General features: G+C 63.3%; 20 protein-coding genes and 2 pseudogenes. 3 read left to right on the forward strand and 19 right to left on the reverse strand.

The annotated features are described in order from the left end of the window. Positions 1-13 precede the first annotated feature (13 nt). The 6 genes and pseudogenes from CK230_RS15810 to eno all read right to left on the reverse strand — a co-directional run bounded on the left by CK230_RS15810 (position 14) and on the right by eno (position 6,073). The gene (locus CK230_RS15810; RefSeq protein WP_095818093.1) at positions 14-1,393 is read right to left on the reverse strand and encodes a pyruvate dehydrogenase complex dihydrolipoamide acetyltransferase; all 1,380 of its coding nucleotides are present in this window, start codon (positions 1,391-1,393) and stop codon (positions 14-16) included. 9 nt (positions 1,394-1,402) lie between these two features. After that, a pseudogene (locus tag CK230_RS15815) lies at positions 1,403-1,669 on the reverse strand (DUF5076 domain-containing protein); the annotation flags it as partial. 33 nt (positions 1,670-1,702) lie between these two features. Then, the gene (locus CK230_RS15820; RefSeq protein ID WP_095818095.1) at positions 1,703-3,091 is read right to left on the reverse strand and encodes a pyruvate dehydrogenase complex E1 component subunit beta; all 1,389 of its coding nucleotides are present in this window, start codon (positions 3,089-3,091) and stop codon (positions 1,703-1,705) included. 15 nt (positions 3,092-3,106) lie between these two features. Then, complete coding sequence (pdhA, locus tag CK230_RS15825) at positions 3,107-4,144, reverse strand: pyruvate dehydrogenase (acetyl-transferring) E1 component subunit alpha (protein ID WP_095818096.1); 1,038 nt, start codon at positions 4,142-4,144, stop codon at positions 3,107-3,109. Between the two features lie 175 nt (positions 4,145-4,319). Further along, positions 4,320-4,643 (reverse strand): septum formation initiator family protein, encoded by a 324-nt coding sequence (locus tag CK230_RS15830; RefSeq protein WP_095818097.1) that lies wholly within the window; start codon positions 4,641-4,643, stop codon positions 4,320-4,322. A 155-nt stretch (positions 4,644-4,798) separates the two neighbouring features. Continuing rightward, positions 4,799-6,073 carry a phosphopyruvate hydratase gene (gene eno, locus CK230_RS15835; RefSeq protein ID WP_095818098.1) on the reverse strand — a complete coding sequence of 425 codons (1,275 nt, stop codon included), beginning with the start codon at positions 6,071-6,073 and terminating at the stop codon, positions 4,799-4,801. A 200-nt stretch (positions 6,074-6,273) separates the two neighbouring features. Between eno and CK230_RS34005 the strand changes: the two genes are divergently transcribed. Further along, positions 6,274-6,396 carry a hypothetical protein gene (locus CK230_RS34005; protein ID WP_280952541.1) on the forward strand — a complete coding sequence of 41 codons (123 nt, stop codon included), beginning with the start codon at positions 6,274-6,276 and terminating at the stop codon, positions 6,394-6,396. A gap of 63 nt (positions 6,397-6,459) precedes the next feature. Here CK230_RS34005 and CK230_RS15840 read toward each other — a convergent pair whose 3' ends face one another. The 7 genes from CK230_RS15840 to CK230_RS15865 all read right to left on the reverse strand — a co-directional run bounded on the left by CK230_RS15840 (position 6,460) and on the right by CK230_RS15865 (position 10,974). Beyond that, positions 6,460-6,825 carry a PRC-barrel domain-containing protein gene (locus CK230_RS15840; RefSeq protein ID WP_095818099.1) on the reverse strand — a complete coding sequence of 122 codons (366 nt, stop codon included), beginning with the start codon at positions 6,823-6,825 and terminating at the stop codon, positions 6,460-6,462. Between the two features lie 72 nt (positions 6,826-6,897). Continuing rightward, positions 6,898-7,104, reverse strand: a complete 207-nt coding sequence (locus tag CK230_RS15845; protein ID WP_095818100.1) for a dodecin family protein — start codon at positions 7,102-7,104, stop codon at positions 6,898-6,900. Positions 7,105-7,199: 95 nt separating this feature from the next. Continuing rightward, positions 7,200-8,045 (reverse strand): 3-deoxy-8-phosphooctulonate synthase, encoded by an 846-nt coding sequence (kdsA, locus tag CK230_RS15850; protein WP_095818101.1) that lies wholly within the window; start codon positions 8,043-8,045, stop codon positions 7,200-7,202. Continuing rightward, the gene (locus CK230_RS15855; RefSeq protein WP_095818102.1) at positions 8,042-8,917 is read right to left on the reverse strand and encodes a VOC family protein; all 876 of its coding nucleotides are present in this window, start codon (positions 8,915-8,917) and stop codon (positions 8,042-8,044) included. The genes kdsA and CK230_RS15855 overlap by 4 nt, the downstream gene beginning before the upstream one ends. 72 nt (positions 8,918-8,989) lie before the next feature. Further along, positions 8,990-9,280 (reverse strand): Dabb family protein, encoded by a 291-nt coding sequence (locus CK230_RS15860; protein ID WP_095818170.1) that lies wholly within the window; start codon positions 9,278-9,280, stop codon positions 8,990-8,992. A 101-nt stretch (positions 9,281-9,381) separates the two neighbouring features. Beyond that, entirely contained in the window at positions 9,382-9,510 is a 129-nt protein-coding gene (locus CK230_RS34010) for a hypothetical protein (RefSeq protein ID WP_280952542.1), read from the reverse strand. 198 nt (positions 9,511-9,708) lie between these two features. Next, complete coding sequence (locus CK230_RS15865) at positions 9,709-10,974, reverse strand: NAD(P)/FAD-dependent oxidoreductase (RefSeq protein WP_095818103.1); 1,266 nt, start codon at positions 10,972-10,974, stop codon at positions 9,709-9,711. 173 nt (positions 10,975-11,147) lie between these two features. On the opposite strand from CK230_RS15865, the gene CK230_RS15870 reads away from it, so the two are divergent. After that, positions 11,148-11,804 (forward strand): 5-formyltetrahydrofolate cyclo-ligase, encoded by a 657-nt coding sequence (locus CK230_RS15870; protein ID WP_095818104.1) that lies wholly within the window; start codon positions 11,148-11,150, stop codon positions 11,802-11,804. Here the strand turns inward: CK230_RS15870 and CK230_RS15875 are convergent. Further along, a complete protein-coding gene (locus CK230_RS15875) occupies positions 11,801-12,151 on the reverse strand; it encodes a hypothetical protein (RefSeq protein ID WP_095818105.1) in 351 nt (116 codons plus the stop codon). The genes CK230_RS15870 and CK230_RS15875 overlap by 4 nt on opposite strands. A 32-nt stretch (positions 12,152-12,183) precedes the next feature. Beyond that, positions 12,184-12,657: an Lrp/AsnC family transcriptional regulator gene (locus CK230_RS15880; protein WP_040994689.1), complete on the reverse strand. Its 474-nt coding sequence runs from the start codon at positions 12,655-12,657 to the stop codon at positions 12,184-12,186. Positions 12,658-12,859: 202 nt separating this feature from the next. Here CK230_RS15880 and ald point away from each other — a divergent pair, with 202 nt between their 5' ends. Then, positions 12,860-13,975, forward strand: a complete 1,116-nt coding sequence (gene ald / locus CK230_RS15885; RefSeq protein WP_095818106.1) for an alanine dehydrogenase — start codon at positions 12,860-12,862, stop codon at positions 13,973-13,975. Between the two features lie 499 nt (positions 13,976-14,474). On the opposite strand, the gene CK230_RS15895 is transcribed toward ald, so the two are convergent. The 4 genes and pseudogenes from CK230_RS15895 to sseA all read right to left on the reverse strand — a co-directional run bounded on the left by CK230_RS15895 (position 14,475) and on the right by sseA (position 17,301). After that, on the reverse strand, positions 14,475-14,942 hold the full coding sequence (locus CK230_RS15895; RefSeq protein WP_095818108.1) for a DUF1203 domain-containing protein: 468 nt from the start codon (positions 14,940-14,942) through the stop codon (positions 14,475-14,477). A gap of 244 nt (positions 14,943-15,186) precedes the next feature. After that, positions 15,187-15,743: pseudogene (locus CK230_RS15900) on the reverse strand (OmpA family protein). A gap of 143 nt (positions 15,744-15,886) precedes the next feature. After that, complete coding sequence (locus tag CK230_RS15905) at positions 15,887-16,450, reverse strand: GNAT family N-acetyltransferase (RefSeq protein WP_095818109.1); 564 nt, start codon at positions 16,448-16,450, stop codon at positions 15,887-15,889. Beyond that, positions 16,450-17,301 carry a 3-mercaptopyruvate sulfurtransferase gene (gene sseA, locus CK230_RS15910; RefSeq protein ID WP_095818110.1) on the reverse strand — a complete coding sequence of 284 codons (852 nt, stop codon included), beginning with the start codon at positions 17,299-17,301 and terminating at the stop codon, positions 16,450-16,452. Before sseA ends, CK230_RS15905 begins: the two co-directional genes overlap by 1 nt. Between the last annotated feature and the right edge of the window lie 21 nt (positions 17,302-17,322).

Here is a 17,322-nt window from a genome sequence, read left to right on the forward strand (position 1 = left end):
GCCTTTTCCCTTCCTAGACCAGCATGCTCATCGGGTTCTCGACCATGCGCTTGAAGGCGCTGAGCAGCTCCGCGCCGAGCGCGCCATCGACCGCGCGGTGATCGGTCGAGAGCGTCACCGACATGACTGTGGCAATCTTGATCTCGCCCTTCTTCACCACCGCCCGCTCCTCGCCGGCGCCGACCGCCAGGATCGTCGCATGCGGCGGGTTGATGACGGCGGCAAAGTCCTTGACGCCGAACATGCCGAGGTTCGACACTGCCGTCGTGCCGCCCTGATATTCTTCCGGCTTCAGCTTGCGGCTGCGGGCGCGGCTGGCGAGATCCTTCATCTCGTTGGAGATGACCGACAGCGTCTTTTCGTCCGCATGGCGAATGATCGGCGTGATCAGGCCGCCGGGGATCGACACCGCGACGCCGACATCGGCGTGCTTGTGCTTGACCATGGCGCTGTCGGTCCACGAGGCGTTCGCATCCGGCACCGCCATCAGCGCCATGGCCATCGCCTTGATCACCATGTCGTTGACCGAGAGCTTGTAGGCGGGAACCTCGCCCTTGTCGGTCTTCCTCATCGGGGCAGCGGCATTGAGCTGCGTGCGCAGCGCCAGCAGCGCGTCGAGCTCGCAGTCCAGCGTCAGATAGAAATGCGGGATGGTGGATTTCGCCTCGACCAGGCGGCGCGCGATGGTCTTGCGCATGTTGTCATGCGGCACAAGCTCGTAGGAGCCTTCGGCGAACAGTTTCAGCACCTGGTCGTCCGACATCGGCTTGGGTGCGGGGGCCGGAGTCGCGCCGGGAGCGCTCGCGGGCGCCTTCGCAGCCGGCGCGGCCTTGGCGCCGCCGGAAGCGATCGCTGCCTCGACGTCAACCTTCACCACGCGGCCATGCGGGCCGGAGCCGGTCAGCGCCGTCACGTCGACGCCGGCATCCTTGGCGATGCGGCGGGCCAGCGGCGATACGAAGACGCGATCGCCGGCGGCGTGGCCGTTGGCGACGGGAGCAGGCTCGGCCTTCGCCGGCGCGGGCGCCGCGGCTGTTGCTGCCGGCTTGGGTGCTTCCTTGGTGGCTTCGGCCTTCGGAGCATCCGCTTTCGGCGCTTCGGCCTTTGGCGCGGCGCTGCCGCCGCTCTTGGCCGCGGCGCTGGCATCCTCGCCCTCGCCGGCCAGGATGGCGATCAGCGCGTTGACCTTGACGCCTTCGGTGCCGGCGGGAACGACGAGCTTGGCGACTGTGCCTTCATCGACGGCCTCGACTTCCATCGTCGCCTTATCGGTCTCGATCTCGGCGATCACGTCGCCGGGCGAAACCTTATCGCCTTCCTTGACCAGCCACCTGGAAAGATTGCCCTCTTCCATCGTGGGCGAAAGCGCCGGCATGGTGATGTTGATTGGCATTTTCCCTCCTCAGTTCCGCCCGGTCAGCGAACGGTGCTGGATATTGAACTGCTCCGACATTCTGCCGCGATAGCCGTCTTCCAAGGCATGAAGCGTCTCGATTTCAGAGATGCCATCCCGTTCCAATTTCATCCTGGCAATGTGCATGGCGACGTCAGCGAGCACCATGCCCCAACTGTGAACGTTTGGCCCAAAGCGTTCCTGCATCGCGACAACCGCGTCCGAACCAATCCAGACGCGGAGTATTTCATCGAATTCGCTATGCTCGAATACCGCTGGGGGAACTTTTCGAGTTCGCGAGCCATCTTGTTAACCCCGGTACGTCACGGCTTTCACAGCCTCGACGACTTCGCCGACATTGGGCAGAGCCAGCTTTTCGAGGTTCGCGGCGTAAGGCATCGGCACGTCCTTGCCGGCGATGGTGATCACCGGCGCATCAAGGAAGTCGAAGGCGCGCTGCGAGACCTGGTTGGCGATGTGGTCGCCGACCGAGCTCTGCGGAAAACCTTCTTCCACCACCACGAGACGGTTGGTCTTCTTTACCGAAGCGATGATTGTGTCGAAGTCGAGCGGCCGGACCGTCCTCAAATCGATGATCTCGGCATCGATGCCCATGCCGCGCAATTCGGCCTCCGCCTTGACCGCATAGGTCATGCCGATGCCGAAGGAGACGATGGTGACGTCCTTGCCCTGCTTGTGGATTCGGGCCTTACCAATCGGAAGCACGAAATCGTCGAGCTTCGGCACCTCGAAGGAATGGCCGTAGAGGATCTCGTTCTCGAGGAAGATGACCGGGTTCGGGTCCCGAATCGCCGCCTTGAGCAGGCCCTTGGCGTCGGCGGCCGTGTAGGGCATCACGACCTTGAGGCCGGGGATATGGCTGTACCAGGCGGCATAGCATTGCGAGTGCTGCGCGGCGACGCGGGCTGCGGCGCCGTTCGGACCACGGAAGACAATCGGCGCGCCCATCTGGCCGCCCGACATATACAGCGTCTTGGCGGCCGAGTTGATGATCTGGTCGATCGCCTGCATGGCGAAGTTGAAGGTCATGAACTCGACGATCGGCTTCAGGCCGGCCATCGCAGCACCGACGCCGACGCCGGCAAAACCGTGCTCAGTGATCGGGGTATCGACCACGCGGCGCGGCCCGAATTCCTGTAGCAGGCCCTGCGTGATCTTGTAGGCACCCTGGTACTCGGCGACTTCCTCGCCCATGACGAAGACGTCGCCGTCGCGGCGCATCTCCTCGGCCATGGCGTCGCGGAGCGCCTCGCGCACCGTGGTCGAAACCATTTCGGTGCCGGCGGGAATGTCCGGGTCGGCCGCGACTTCCGTCTTCGGCGCGGCGGCGACAGGGGCCGGAGCCTCGCTCTTGGCCGCGGCGGGGGCCGGCGCTGCCGCTTCAGACTTGGGCTCTTCCTCGCCGATGCCTTCGCCGGCCTTGTCGACGTCTTCGCCGTCGACCGCGAGCACGGCGATCACCGCATTGACCTTGACGCCTTCGGTGCCGGCGGGAACGACGATCTTGGCCAGCGTGCCTTCGTCGACGGCTTCGACCTCCATCGTCGCCTTGTCGGTCTCGATCTCGGCGATCACGTCACCGGCGACGACCTTGTCGCCTTCGTTCTTCAGCCATTTGGAAAGATTGCCCTCTTCCATCGTCGGCGAGAGCGCGGGCATGAGAATTTCGATCGGCATGTCCTTGCCCTCCCCTTAGAGTACGATGTCGGTCCAGAGCTCGGACGGATCCGGCTCGGCGTCGTGCTGGGCAAATTCGGCGGCGTCGGCGACGATGTCGCGGACCTCCTTGTCGATGGCCTTGAGCTCGTCCTCGCTCGCCCACTTCTTGCTCGTCAGGCGCGCCTTGACCTGCTCGATCGGGTCGTGCTCGGAGCGCATCTTCTGCACCTCCTCTTTGGAGCGATACTTCGCCGGGTCGGACATCGAATGGCCGCGGTAGCGGTAGGTCTGCATTTCGAGGATCAGCGGGCCGTTGCCCGCGCGGCACCATTCGGTGGCGAGATCGGCCGCCGACTTCACGGCGCGAACGTCCATGCCGTCTACCTGGATGCCCGGGATCTTGAAGGAAGCGCCGCGATTGGAGAAATCGGTCTCAGCCGACGAGCGGGACACGGACGTGCCCATGGCGTAGCGGTTGTTCTCGATGATGTAGATCACCGGCAGCTTCCACAGCGAGGCCATGTTGAAGCTTTCATAGACTTGGCCCTGGTTGGCCGCGCCGTCGCCGAAATAGGTCAGCGAGACGTTCTTGTTGTCGCGGTAGCGGTTGGCGAAGGCAAGGCCGGTGCCGAGCGACACCTGCGCGCCGACAATGCCGTGGCCGCCGTAGAAATGCTTCTCCTTGGAGAACATGTGCATGGAGCCGCCCTTGCCCTTCGACAGGCCGCCGCGGCGTCCGGTGAGCTCGGCCATGACGCCGCGCGGCGACAGTTCCATCGCCAGCATGTGGCCGTGGTCGCGATAGGCGGTGATCATCTGGTCGCCTTCGACCAGCGCCATCTTCATGCCGGTGACGACGGCCTCCTGGCCGATATAGAGGTGGCAGAAGCCGCCGATGAAGCCCATGCCGTAAAGCTGGCCGGCCTTCTCCTCGAAGCGGCGGATCAAGAGCATATGCCTATAGGCGGAAAGCTCGTCTTCCTTGGTAAAATCAGCGGGCTTGGGCGCTGACAGATTGGGCTGTTTGTCGGATCTGGATTTGGCGGGCGCTTTTTTGGCGGCGGTGGCCATGCGTCACTCCCTGTTGGCGTCTCTTTGCGGACATTCAGGGAGATCGATCGCCTCCCCACCGATTTGCGCGAGGCTAACACGCAAGGATGCATTGCGCCATGCTGAAAAATGCATGGCTGGCATGCATCTAAGCGATTAGAATCATTGCAAATAAGAGCGATTAACCGAAATTCGGTTATTTCGTCGGAGCGGGCAACATGATGGTGATTTCGTCGGGCTGCGACAGATTGAGCGCCTTTCGGGCCTGCTCGTCAAGCATATCCTTCTCCAGCGTGCCTTCGTGCATCAGCTGGACACGGCGCTCGAAGTCGATCCGGCGCGCCTTCACGGCATCAAGCTGGGCCTGCAGTTCGACCGCCCGGGCCTCGAGCCGGTACTTGGAGTAGATGCCGAACTCGCCGTGATAGGCATGGAAGCCGAAATAGGCCAGGAAGAGCACGCAAAGCGAAGGGATGATCAGCCTGCCGGTGTTTCTTTGCTTGTGCTGACGTGTCCACATGGCCCGAACCCTCGCGGCCGCGAACGCAAGCGGCCATGAGTCGTATTTCGCCCGATTGTGCTTAATGGACGGTTACGGGCGGCCTGTCGCGGGGTCGCCGGAAACGAAAAAGGGCGGGATGCCCCGCCCTTTCAAACTGGTCCAAACAGGCTGGATCAGCCTTTGACGACCGACTTGCCGGCGTAGCGCGCCTGCTTGCCAAGCTCTTCCTCGATGCGGATGAGCTGGTTGTACTTGGCCATGCGGTCGGAGCGCGACAGCGAGCCGGTCTTGATCTGTCCGCAATTGGTGGCGACCGCGAGGTCGGCAATGGTCGAATCCTCGGTCTCGCCCGAGCGGTGCGACATGACGGCGGTGTAGCCGCCCTTGTGCGCGGTCTCGACCGCGTCGAGAGTTTCGGTCAGCGAGCCGATCTGGTTGACCTTGACCAGGATCGAATTGGCGACGCCCATGCGGATGCCGTCGCGCAGCCGCGCCGTGTTGGTGACGAAGAGGTCGTCGCCGACAAGCTGGGTTTTCTTGCCGATCAAATCGGTCAGGATCTTCCAGCCTTCCCAGTCGTCCTCGGCAAGGCCGTCCTCGATGGTGATGATCGGATAGTCGGAGGCGAGCTTGGCGAGGTATTTGGCCTGCGCCTTCGGGTCGCGGGTCTTCTTTTCGCCCTCGTAGACATAATTGCCGTCCTTGAAGAACTCGGTCGCGGCGCAATCGAGACCGAGCGCAACGTCCTCGCCCGGCTTGAAGCCGGCCTTCTCGATCGATTCCATGATGAAATCGAGTGCCGACGGCGCGCTCTTCAGGTTGGGAGCAAAACCGCCTTCGTCGCCGACATTGGTGTTGTGGCCTGCGTCCTTCAGCTTCTTGCGCAGCGTGTGGAAAATCTCCGAGCCCCAGCGCACGCCGTCACGCAGGGTCGGCGCGCCGACCGGCAGGATCATGAACTCCTGGAAGTCGATCGGGTTGTCGGCATGGGCGCCGCCATTGATGATGTTCATCATCGGCACCGGCAGGATGTGCGCCTTGGCGCCGCCGACATAGCGGTAGAGCGGCAGGCCGGCGGCTTCGGCCGCAGCCTTGGCGACCGCCAGCGACACGCCGAGGATGGCGTTGGCGCCGAGGCGGCTCTTGTTCGGCGTGCCATCGAGCTCGATCATCGTCTGGTCGATATGGATCTGGTTCTCGGCTTCCATGCCGCCGATCGCCTCGAACAGCTCGCCGTTCACGGCCTCGACAGCGCGCTGGACGCCCTTGCCGAGATAACGCGGCCCGCCGTCACGCAGTTCGACAGCCTCATGCGCGCCGGTGGATGCACCCGACGGCACCGCGGCGCGGCCCATCGAGCCGTCCTCCAGCACCACGTCGACCTCGACGGTCGGATTGCCACGGCTGTCCAGGATTTCACGCCCGACAATGTCGATGATGGCGGTCATTTGCGATGTCCCCGATTGATCGATTGAAGCGTCGCGCCCCTCTTAGCCAAAGCGGCGCAAAAGGCAATCGGCGGCGCCGCAATTATTGCCGCGGGCCGGATTCACGAAGCGCAAATTTCTGTCATCATAAGTCATGCGCATCGCGTGGCCTTCTCATCTATGGTCGCGTTCGCGCGGGGCGAAACAGGAGGAGTTTCGCCATGTCCCAGTTGAGCGGTATCGTGAGTTTGTTCCTGATCGCGGCGGCGTTCCTGACGTCCTGCGACGATCAGAAGCCGCAGCAGAGTTCGGTGGAATTATCGACGCTCCAAGCGGCGCAGTAGTTCAAAACGCCAAAGGCCCTCGAGTTTTGCCCGGGGGCCTTTGGTTTTTAGGTGCTTAAGCGGTCAATGCCAATACGGCTTCACATGGTAATACTGGAATGAAGCATCGCGAGCGGCTTCGCCGTCGGCGCCGGTCAGTTCATCGATTGAATAAGCGGGCGCGGCCTGCAACTGCTCCTTGGTGAACGGCACGACGTAGCCGCCTTGATCCTCGTCATAGTCGAGGGTCGCCCACGGGACGGCGTGGTACTTCTCGCCCATGCCGAGGAAGCCGCCGAAGCCGATCACGGCGAACATAATGCCGTTCGACATCTTGTCGAGCATCACGTCCTCGATGCTGCCGATGCTCTTGCCTTCGGTGTTATAGACGGATGTGCCGATGACGCGCGAGGCGGCAATGGCTTCGGTGTGCCCGGACGGGGTGGTCATGATGGTGCTCCTCTCGGTTTAATGCCTGCATTGACAATGAGAGGAGGGCGCTAAGGTTCCCGACGACCTTGCTCAGCTGTCGGTGAGGATAAAGGTGACTTTCATGTTGACCCGGTAGGCGGCGATCTTGCCGTCCTGGACAACGATCTTCTGGTCCTGGATCCAGGCGCCTTCGACGTTCTTCAGGGTCTTTGCTGCGCGTGCGATGCCCATCTCAATGGCATCCTGAAAGCTCTTCTTGGACGACGACGTGATTTCGGTGACGCGAGCAACGGACATGGCTTCCTCCTGCCAGGACGCTCAGTTACGAAAACGAGCGTAGCGCCGGCTGAATGCAACCACAAGCCGGCGCAGGATCAGGTCGGCCGCTGGGATCAGTGCCCCTTGGCGATGCGGTCGAAGGCCATGAGCTTTTCCAGCAGCGCCGGCATGTCCTTGAGAGGCACCATGTTAGGGCCATCCGAAGACGTGGAATTGTCGGGGTCCTGATGAGTTTCGATGAAGACGCCGGCGACACCGACGGCAACCGCCGCGCGCGCGAGCGTCGCGACGAAGCGCCGTTCACCGCCGGATGAACCGCCCTGCCCGCCCGGCTGCTGCACGGAATGGGTCGCGTCGAAGATCACCGGGGCGCCGATCTCAGCCATGATCGGCAACGCGCGCATATCCGAGACCAGCGTGTTGTAGCCGAAGGAGACGCCGCGCTCGGTGGTGAGCACGTTCGCATTGCCGGAGCCAGTAATCTTGGCGACGACGTTCTTCATGTCCCACGGCGCAAGGAACTGGCCCTTCTTCACATTGATGACCTTGCCGGTTTTGGCGGCGGCGACCAGCATGTCGGTCTGGCGCGACAGGAAGGCCGGGATCTGCAGGACATCGACATGCGGCGCGACAACAGCGCATTGCTCCTCGGTGTGGACATCGGTCAGCACCGGGACCCCAAACTCCTTGCGCAGATCGTCGAAGATCGGCATCGCCGCGTCGAGGCCGGCGCCCCGCGTTGCCGAAAGCGAGGTGCGGTTGGCCTTGTCGTAGCTGGTCTTGTAGACGAGGCCGATGCCCAGCCGTTGCGTCAGTTCCTTCAGCGCGCCGGCCATGTCGAAAGCATGCTGGCGCGATTCAAGCTGGCACGGGCCGGCGATCAGCGACAGCGGCGCATTGTTGGCAAAGACGACCTTGCCGACGGTTACCGATGCATTTGGCGCCAGGGGTTTGCTCATGGGGTCTCCCGGAAGATGAAGGAGGCGCCCTGCCCGGGCGCCGGCGGAACGACGATATCATTGCCGCTCATGTTGTGTCGGACTGCGTTTTCCGCAAGCAGTCGCCTGGCGGCGGCCGTGTCGCGAACCGAGAAAACGATGGCCGCAAAGCGCAGGTTCGGCGATGGCGCGACCGTCAGGCCGAAGCGCGAGCCATAATCTTCAGACGAGAAAACACTGAGGACTGCATTCGGCAGCCGCACGGCGTCGCCGTCGCTCGCACCAGCTTCGGCGGCGGTCGCGATCAATCCGATCTGGGCTGCGGGCCTATCACTGACGGCGATGATTTCGAGAATACTCGTCACGCCATTGGCGTGCGCCTGCAGCGCCGTGCGATCGATCTTTGGCGCGTTGATGCGCTGGCAGGCGAAAAGGAAGGCCTCGTCGGCCTCCTTGTCGGATACGAATGCCAGCTTGAAGGAAGCCATGTCGCTTTTGCCGTTTGCGTCGGTAAAGGCGCGCGAGAAGCTCAGCATTTCGCCGGCCGAAAGACCGGCCTCGACATAGCGCCTATGATCGGCATCGGCATCTGCCGTTCCGAAGACGACTGCGGAAAAACCTTCATCGCCAATGGTTTGACGGTAGAGACGGTCGCGCGCGACGAAGACATTGCCCTCGCTTATGGCGAGGTCCGCCGTCTGCTCATTTCCGACCGCCAGCGGCTCCAGATAGGTGCCATCGGTGAAAAAGACGCAGGCATTCTCCGTGCCGAAGGGGTGGATCCCCGTGGGCGCGACGACAAAGCCAAGCGACGTCAGGCGCGAGCGAACGGCATCAAGGTTCTGTGCCGGCAGAACGAGATGATCGAGCGGATGAGCTGATTTTTTGATCATGCCGGCGCGGTTTGCCCCATTCCGGCCCGCGGTTCAAGGGCGCGGGATCGAGAGTATGCGCGCTTGCCCGGTTCAGGCCGCGGCCACGACATCGGCCGAATAACGCAGTTCGCGCATCGGCTTCACCTTGCTGGTCGTATCGGCATAAATCGGATGCGCCCTGTAGGCGGCAAGCGCCGCCTCGTCTTCGAACTCGGCATAGACGACCACGTCGATCGCATTGGAGAACAGATCGACCTTGGTGTTGAGCGTCACTTCGAAATGCTTCGAGTGCGGAATCCTGCCCAGCGCCAGCAAGCCCGAGCGAACAGCCTCGACATCTTCCTTGCGCCGCACGCTGAAGAAAACGATGTGCCGGATCAAGCCAACCTCCGTGATCGTCGATTCAGCGGTGTTTTTGTGGGAGCGGTGCCTGGGCGTCAACCGGCAACGATGTCGCGCCCGCGATGCGCAACCGGCAAGGCCTATCCGGTGACCCGGCGCACGATGCGCGACATTTCCCGCACGGTCACGTCGAGATAGTGACCATGATTGTAGAGGCCATCCCAGATCAGGAAGAAGGCAATGGCTGCGATGACGATTACATAACGCATGGCTAAAACTAGCGCATGTGGCCGGCTGGAACCAGTGGGAGCGACAGCGGTCCTTGGGGTTCACGGCTTTTTGCGGGCCGCTTCTCCGGCCGATCACCAAGCCCTCAATGGCGGCGCCGCAACCGGGCCGCTCCGACGGCGACGGAACGGCACGGCGTTAAGCGACAAGGTGACGTGTCGATGAAGCATGCGGCGAGGTCAGCTCTTGTCGTCGTCGCCCTGCGTGATCAGCCGGGCGCTGCGCTGGCCCGTGAGATAAATCCATAGCCAGCTAAGCGAGACCGCCAGGCGGTTGCGGAAATCGATCAGGAAATAGATGTGGGCGATACCCCACAGCCACCAGGCGAGCCAGCCGGTGAGCTTGATCCAGCCGAAATCGATCGCGGCAGCGCGTTTGCCGATCGTCGCCAGATCGCCGGCATGACGGTACTGGAAAGGCCGCGTGGCGCTGTCGCCGGCAAGCCGCGCCTTGATCGTCGCGGCGACATGCTTGCCCTCCTGCTTGGCCGAAGGCGCCACGCCCGGCACCGGCTTTCCATCCGGCCGCAGCACATGCGCGGTGTCGCCGATCACGAAGATCTCCGGGCTGCCCGGCACGGTCAAATCGGGTTCGACCAGCACCCTGCCCGCCCGGTCGGCCGGCGCCCCGAGCCACTCGGCCGCCGGCGAAGCGGCGACGCCGGCCGCCCAGATGATCGTCCTTGCCGGCAGCTGCTTGTCGCCGAAGACGACGCCGTCGGCATCCAATTGCGTAACGGGGCGGCCGAGCTCGACGGTGACGCCCAGCCGCTCCAGCGCCTTGCGGGCGTAGTCGGAAAGCTGCGGCGCGAAATTGGCCAGGATGCGGTCGCCGGCCTCGATCAGCACGACGCGCGCTTGCCGCGTGTCGATGCTGCGAAACTCGCCGCGCAACGTGTCATGCGCAAGCTCGACAATGGTGCCGGCGAGCTCGACGCCCGTCGGGCCGCCGCCGACGATGACAAACGTCAGCAATGCCTGGCGCCTGGCAGGGTCGGTTTCGCGCTCGGCCTGCTCGAAGGCGAGCAGGATGCGGCGCCGGATCGTGGTGGCATCCTCGAGCGTCTTCAGGCCCGGCGCGAAGGGTTCCCATTCGTCATGGCCGAAATAGGCGTGGCCCGCGCCGGTGGCGAGAACCAGAGTGTCGTAGGCAATAGAGCTGCCGTCCTCGAGCAGCACGCGCTTGCCGGCGCGGTCGACGCCGGTGACATTGCCAAGAAGCGTCGTCACGTCCTTGCGCCTGCGTAAGAGATGACGGATTGGCCAGGCCACCTCCGAGGTCGCCAGCGACGTCGTCGCCACCTGGTAGAGCAGCGGCTGGAACAGGTGGTGATTGCGCTTGTCGATCATGGTAATGCGCACCGGCGCACCAGCCAGCGTGCGGGTGAGTTCGAGCCCGCCGAACCCGGCGCCGACGACCACGACATGATGCCTGGCTTCGCTCATTTCATCCACCTCGCGGCGTAAAACTACCACATAGAGATGTAGGTATTTTGTGCGCTGCAACAACATCTTGCCGGCTGAAAAACATGCCCCAGAGTCGTCGCGCGGCGTCGTGAATGCATATGTAGCGGGTGCTGCCGCAGGTATAGCGTGAGACACCACGACAGGAGCCTATCATGGCTGACAATCGCGACGACGGACCGGCTCAATACGCCTCGCCGCCTTGCTTCATGCATGAACTCGACCCCGAATACCGGGAGCCTCTCTCCGACTGGACGGATGTCAGGCGATGGCGCAGGGTTGAGCGTGAGCGGCTCATCAACGCCCGCCTTGCCGTCTCAGCCGATGCGCGGGCGGCCATGTCGGCACGCATCGGCAATAGCCTCGACGCGCTGATTGGCGACATAGACGGCCGGATGGTCAGCCTTTATTGGCCGTTTCGCGGCGAGCCGGATCTGCGCGGCTGGATGGCTTCGGTCAATGAGCGCGGCGGCCGCACCGCGCTGCCTGTCGTCATCGAGAAGGGTCAGCCGCTGGTGTTTCGCGCCTACAGACCCGGCGACCGGCTGGAAAAAGGCGTCTGGAACATTCCGATCCCGGCCGAAGGCGATCCGGTCCTGCCCGACATCGTGATTTCGCCGATCGTCGGCATCGATCCAGGCAAGTATCGGCTGGGCTATGGCGGCGGCTTCTACGACCGCACGCTGGCGGCGATGCCGTTCAGGCCGCTGGTGATCGGCGTCGGCTACGAATTGCAGCGCATTGCGACCATCTACCCGCAGCCGCACGATATTCCGATGAGCGAGGTGGTGACGGAGGCCGCGACTGCCTAGACGGTCCAGGTCCAGTCGATCGGATAGTTGAAAATCGGGGTGAAGGTCACGCCGACCGCCTCCATGTCCCTGCGGCCGTCGACGACCATCTCCTTCAGCGTGTCGAACTGCGCCGCATGCTCTTCGGTATCCCAGACACTGACCTGCACGATGGAGCCCTTCGGCGAGACGCCGGCATAAAAGTGAAGGAGTCCCGGCAGCCGTCTGATGGCCGGGATTATGTACCGCGAGGTCTTCTTGCTCGCGGCATCGACTTCTGCGAACCGGCTCGGGTCATAGCTGGCGCGCGAGACGCGGACAACGGCGGTTGCCGGCAATAGTTCGGGCAAGGTGATTCTTTCTGTCATATCGCCGCTGCTCTCCTGCTGGTTATGAGTCCCTAAGCCATTTCCGGCCGCAGCCCGACCGCCGTGCGATCGACGATCTCGCGCAGCGCGAAGGACGAGTTGATCTTCGTCACATGCGGCATGGCCGACAGCCATTCCTTGTGGATGCGCTCATAGTCGACGAGATCCTTTGCGGCGATGCGCAGGATATAGTCGTATTCGCCCGACATCAGATGGCAGGAAAGCACGTTCGGGCAGCGCTTGATCGCCGCCTCGAAATCCGACAGCGTCTTTTCGAATTGCCCCGACAGCGATATGTGCACGATCGCCGTCATCTGGTGGCCGAGCGCGCTGTTTGAAAGCCTGGCGTGATAGCCGCGGATGGTTCCGGACTTTTCGAGATTGTCGAGCCTGCGCGAACAGGCCGATTGCGAAAGGCCGACCTTCTCGGCAAGCGCCGCGTTGGGTATCCGGCCATCCTTCTGCAAAGTTTCCAGAATGGCGATATCAATCCTATCGAGCGGCATTTTTCGTGGTTCCTGCGAATTTCCGGCTATTTTGCGCAACGATTATCGAAGAGCGGTCCTTGCCGCAAGTGCATTCGCAAACACATACGGAACGATTCATGATTGACTGAGGTTATTGCGTGTCGCCTCCGCATCCGGAGTCGGTGGCACGCACGAGTGACAGGGAGAGCGCCCTTGAAAGGGCGCGGACAGGAGAAGAAAGATGCGTGTCGGCTGCCCCAAGGAAATCAAGAACCATGAATATCGCGTCGGCCTGACGCCCGGCTCGGTCCGCGAATATGTCGCGCATGGCCACGAAGTGCTGGTCGAGACGGGCGCCGGCGCCGGCATCGGCGCCGACGACAACGCTTATCGCGCCGCGGGCGCCATCATCGCGAAGACGGCGGCCGACGTGTTCGCCAAGTCGGACATGATCGTCAAGGTCAAGGAGCCGCAGCCCAATGAATGGGTACAACTGCGCGACGGCCAGATCCTCTACACCTACCTGCACCTTGCTCCGGATCCGGAGCAGACCAAGGGTCTTCTCGCTTCGGGCGTCACTGCCGTTGCCTATGAGACCGTGACCGACGATCGCGGCGGCCTGCCGCTGCTCGCGCCGATGTCGGAAGTCGCCGGACGCCTGTCGATCCAGGCCGGCGCCACCGCGCTGCAGAAGGCCAATGGCGGCCGCGGCGTGCTGCTTGGCGGCGTGCCCGGCGTGCTGCCCGGCAAGGTCACCGTGCTGGGCGGCGGCGTCGTCGGCCTGCATGCGGCCAAGATGGCGGCCGGCCTCGGCGCCGACGTCACCATCATCGACCGCTCGATCCCGCGCCTGCGCCAGCTCGACGACATTTTTGGCGGCCGCGTGCATACGCGCTATTCGACCGTAGAGGCGCTGGAAGAGGAATGCTTCTCGGCCGACGTCGTCATCGGCGCCGTGCTGATCCCGGGCGCCGCCGCGCCCAAGCTCGTGACCCGCGAAATGCTTTCCGGCATGAAGAAAGGCTCGGTGCTGGTCGACGTCGCGATCGACCAGGGCGGCTGCTTCGAGACCTCGCATGCCACGACCCATGCCGATCCGACCTATGAGGTCGACGGCGTTATCCACTATTGCGTCGCCAACATGCCCGGCGCCGTGCCGGTCACTTCGGCGCACGCGCTCAACAACGCGACACTGCACTATGGCCTGCAGCTCGCCGACAAGGGCCTCAAGGCGCTGGTCGACGACCATCACCTGCGCAACGGCCTCAATGTCCATAAGGGCAAGATCACCAACCGCGCTGTTGCCGAGGCGCTCGGCTACGAAATGGTCGAACCGAAGGCGGTGCTTGCCGCCTGATATCCGGCAAGAATTCCTCCTGTCACGCCCGCCGGGTAACTCCGGCGGGCTTTTTTCTTGGCCTGGAGCAATTTCAGAAAGAACGCGGAGCGGCCTCTGCGGCATTGCGCGCTCAATTTCCTGGAAGCAAAAAGCAAAAAAGCGGAGCAAAAGCCCCGCTTCCTCGATGTTGCGATCTGCCGCCGGTCCATCCGCGGTCGACAAATCATCAACCATTACTTCTTAGCAAAGGAGTACGACGAGAATACGACAGTCTTGACGGAGTTCGATCCTGTCTTTCGGCGGTTATGCGTCCTTGTGTGAAATGCTTCACATTCGCCGGGCGGGAAAGATGCCTAGACACGCAATGCTACTGGCGGTCTGTGCTGCTTGCCGGTTTCGGACAATTCCGGCCTGGCAGCACTGGCCGACAGCTTCTGTCAGACCCTCCAACGGCCCGCCTGACCATCGGCGGGCTTCTTTTTGGGTCATGCCGGTCTGGGATCGGGCCGGTTTGGGATCAGGCCCGCTCGATGCGGCATTGATAGCAATTGTTCCGGGCCGAGCGGACATGGATGTCGGCGATGTCTTCGCGCCCAAGCAGTGTTGTCGCGCGGGCTGTGATGTCGCCCGTCGGCGTGACCGCGCCGCTGCCATAGACGATGCGGTCGTCCTTGCCATAACCACGCACGATATAGTCGCTGCTTGCGAGCATCTCCGGCAGAGCATCCCCATCGGCGGCGCGTTCGCATTCCTCGGCGTGCAGGAAGATCGGGCCTGTCTCGGCATAGGGCTGCAGTTCCGGAAACGGTCGGTAGGCCACGATCAGGTAGCCGTCGCCCGCAGCGACGTTCTTCATGCAATGCCTGCAGGGCACGCCGTCGCCGTCGGAAATCCGGTGTTCCGGGGCGAGGCCATAGGCATCAGGCCCTCCCCGCTGCAAGGCGCGCACGGCTTCGGTCGGCAAGGCTTTGAACTGGATGCTCATGGCAAATCTCCGGTGTCGATGTCCGGAAATTATGCCTTGGCGGCAGTGCCTCCCACCCGATTCCTGCCTAGAGCGTTTCACCGTTTCACGGAAACGGCGAACCGCTCTAACTCTTTGTTTTTACGCAATTCCGGACGGAAACCCGCTCACACTTTTCCTGGAATTGCTCTAGCGGCGCGCACATGAAGAGCCCGGCTGCTTTGCACAACCGGGCCCTCGACCATCGGCATTGTCGGGCCGAGCGTTACCGCACGAAATCATCGAAGCGGCGCAGCGTCACGCGGCGGTTGCGCCAGTTCTCCTGCTGGGTCGGCACAAGCAGGAATTCCTCGCCATAGCCAACGGTTTCCAGCGCGAACGAGGGCACGCCGAACTCGCCTACCAGGGTCCGCTTCAGGGAGGCGGCCCGGCGCTCGGACAGGACCTGGTTCGATTCGAAGGAGCCCACGGCGTCGGTGTGGCCCTCGATCAGGATGCGGGCGCCACGGTCGTGTCGCAGGATGCGATGGAGCCGTCGGCGATGATCTCGACCTTGCCATATTGCGAGGGGGCGATGGCGGCCGAGCCGAACTCGAAATTGATCGACTGGATGTCGATCGAACGCGCCATGCGCCGCAGATCCGGCCGGCGCTTGAACTCGCGAACGGTGACGCGCTCGTTCGGGCGCAGCTTCTTCCTGGGCGCGGCGTCCAGCTGCCGCTCGATCGTCGCGGCCGAAGGCGTGCTCGCCTGCGCGAAGGCCAGGCTCGGCATGGCAATTGCCGCGATCGCGGCGACGGCAAACATACGTCGGGTCAACATGTCTTTCTCCTACAAGCTCGGCCTCGTAATGCGGCCGGACAATGGCAAAGACAGCCTGAAGCGGCGATGAACGAGATGTTCAGGCCCACGGCAATTCCGGGAAAGCGTCCGCCGGTTGGGCTCGGCGGCAGCGTAAAACGGGTCTAGCCCCGCATGACGCTGGCCGAACGCTCGGCGAGGGTCAGCGGGTGCACGACTTCCTTCTTCTGCGCCACGGGCGTGAAGCCGAGTTTCTGGTACAGCGGCAGAGCCGCCGGATGGTCGAGCGTGCAGGTCTGCACGGAGACGAACTTTGGCCCGTATGCCCAGGCCGCCGAGATCGCCGCGCCGAGGAACCAGCGGCCGATGCCCTGGCCGTGCGCATGTTCCATCATGCCGAAATAGGCGAGCTCCACTTCGTCCGGCAGATGCGGCTTGAGGTCGAAGAAGCCGGCGGGAGCGCCGTCGAGATAGAGCACCCTGACGTCGCGGTCCTCGCGGTGCAGGCCGGCGGCAAGCTCCTCGTCGCTCATCCTCAGCACGTTGACCCAGTGCCATTTGCGCCCGACGCGATCTATCAAATAGCGGTAGAAATGGAGCGGGATGTCCTTGGTCTTCAGCAGCGCGATCTGCCGGTTGTAGGGGATCGGCGGCGAGACCGCCGGCGCGGCATGCATCTCCAGGAACGTGACCATGACATCGATAGCTTGCAGCGCGCCGTTTTCCATTATTCTTTCCACGTCACCACCGGCGTGTCGCTGAGACCGCCCCACTCCGTCCAGGATCCGTCGTAAAGCCGGTTGTCGGTATGGCCGAGCGTCTCCAGCGCCAGCGTGACCGCCGCCGCCGTGATGCCCGAGCCGCAGGACGTGACGACTGGCTTCGACAAATCGATGCCGGCATCCTCGATCATCTTGCGCAAGCGGTCCTTGGGCAGCAGCTCGCCATTCTCGGCAAGCGCCGTGATCGGGACATTGTGCGCGCCCGGCATATGGCCTGAACGGACGCCCGGGCGAGGCTCAGGATCGGTTCCGGCGAAACGGCCGGGCGAGCGCGCGTCGGCGATCTGGCTCTGGCGGCCGTCGACGATCCTGCGCATCTCGTCGAGGCCAACGACACGGTCCGCGTCGAAATCGGCATGGAAGACACTCGGCGCAATCTTGGTCGGCTCGGAAGTCACCGGCCGCCCCTCGGCTTTCCAGCGGTCGAAGCCGCCATTCAGGATGTAGACCTGGAAGACGCCCATGACCCGGAACATCCACCAGGCGCGCGGCGCCGAGAACACGCCAGGCCCGTCATAGACGACGATTGTGTCATCAGCCGTAACGCCCATGGCGCCGACATACTGGGCAAAGTGCTGCGGCGAGGCCAAGGTGTGCGGCAATTTGGAATCCGGATCGGAAACCGCGTCCTGGTCGAGGAAGCGCGCGCCGAGAATGTGCGCGGCATCGTATTCGGCGCGGGCGTCTCGCTTTTGCGCCGGCAGATACCAGGAGGCGTCGATGATGGTGAGGCCGGGCTCGCCAAGCTGCTTCTCCAGCCAGTCGGCGTCGACGATGAAGGGACTGTCCTGCGCCATTTTGTTCTCCCTGGCCCGCCT

The organism is Mesorhizobium sp. WSM3859, from assembly GCF_002295065.1.
Lineage (GTDB): Bacteria > Pseudomonadota > Alphaproteobacteria > Rhizobiales > Rhizobiaceae > Mesorhizobium.

What these genes read in the sequence shown, in the direction of transcription:
- CK230_RS34005 (WP_280952541.1), top strand. Translation starts at nt 6,274, where the DNA reads ATGTCCCAGTTGAGCGGTATCGTGAGTTTGTTCCTGATCGCGGCGGCG.
- CK230_RS15875 (WP_095818105.1), bottom strand. Translation starts at nt 12,151, where the DNA reads ATGACAGAAAGAATCACCTTGCCCGAACTATTGCCGGCAACCGCCGTT.
- CK230_RS34010 (WP_280952542.1), bottom strand. Translation starts at nt 9,510, where the DNA reads ATGCGTTATGTAATCGTCATCGCAGCCATTGCCTTCTTCCTGATCTGG.
- CK230_RS15840 (WP_095818099.1), bottom strand. Translation starts at nt 6,825, where the DNA reads ATGACCACCCCGTCCGGGCACACCGAAGCCATTGCCGCCTCGCGCGTC.
- CK230_RS15905 (WP_095818109.1), bottom strand. Translation starts at nt 16,450, where the DNA reads ATGGAAAACGGCGCGCTGCAAGCTATCGATGTCATGGTCACGTTCCTG.
- ald (WP_095818106.1), top strand. Translation starts at nt 12,860, where the DNA reads ATGCGTGTCGGCTGCCCCAAGGAAATCAAGAACCATGAATATCGCGTC.
- sseA (WP_095818110.1), bottom strand. Translation starts at nt 17,301, where the DNA reads ATGGCGCAGGACAGTCCCTTCATCGTCGACGCCGACTGGCTGGAGAAG.
- CK230_RS15820 (WP_095818095.1), bottom strand. Translation starts at nt 3,091, where the DNA reads ATGCCGATCGAAATTCTCATGCCCGCGCTCTCGCCGACGATGGAAGAG.
- eno (WP_095818098.1), bottom strand. Translation starts at nt 6,073, where the DNA reads ATGACCGCCATCATCGACATTGTCGGGCGTGAAATCCTGGACAGCCGT.
- CK230_RS15895 (WP_095818108.1), bottom strand. Translation starts at nt 14,942, where the DNA reads ATGAGCATCCAGTTCAAAGCCTTGCCGACCGAAGCCGTGCGCGCCTTG.
- CK230_RS15810 (WP_095818093.1), bottom strand. Translation starts at nt 1,393, where the DNA reads ATGCCAATCAACATCACCATGCCGGCGCTTTCGCCCACGATGGAAGAG.
- CK230_RS15870 (WP_095818104.1), top strand. Translation starts at nt 11,148, where the DNA reads ATGGCTGACAATCGCGACGACGGACCGGCTCAATACGCCTCGCCGCCT.
- CK230_RS15865 (WP_095818103.1), bottom strand. Translation starts at nt 10,974, where the DNA reads ATGAGCGAAGCCAGGCATCATGTCGTGGTCGTCGGCGCCGGGTTCGGC.
- CK230_RS15880 (WP_040994689.1), bottom strand. Translation starts at nt 12,657, where the DNA reads ATGCCGCTCGATAGGATTGATATCGCCATTCTGGAAACTTTGCAGAAG.
- kdsA (WP_095818101.1), bottom strand. Translation starts at nt 8,045, where the DNA reads ATGAGCAAACCCCTGGCGCCAAATGCATCGGTAACCGTCGGCAAGGTC.
- CK230_RS15845 (WP_095818100.1), bottom strand. Translation starts at nt 7,104, where the DNA reads ATGTCCGTTGCTCGCGTCACCGAAATCACGTCGTCGTCCAAGAAGAGC.
- pdhA (WP_095818096.1), bottom strand. Translation starts at nt 4,144, where the DNA reads ATGGCCACCGCCGCCAAAAAAGCGCCCGCCAAATCCAGATCCGACAAA.
- CK230_RS15855 (WP_095818102.1), bottom strand. Translation starts at nt 8,917, where the DNA reads ATGATCAAAAAATCAGCTCATCCGCTCGATCATCTCGTTCTGCCGGCA.
- CK230_RS15830 (WP_095818097.1), bottom strand. Translation starts at nt 4,643, where the DNA reads ATGTGGACACGTCAGCACAAGCAAAGAAACACCGGCAGGCTGATCATC.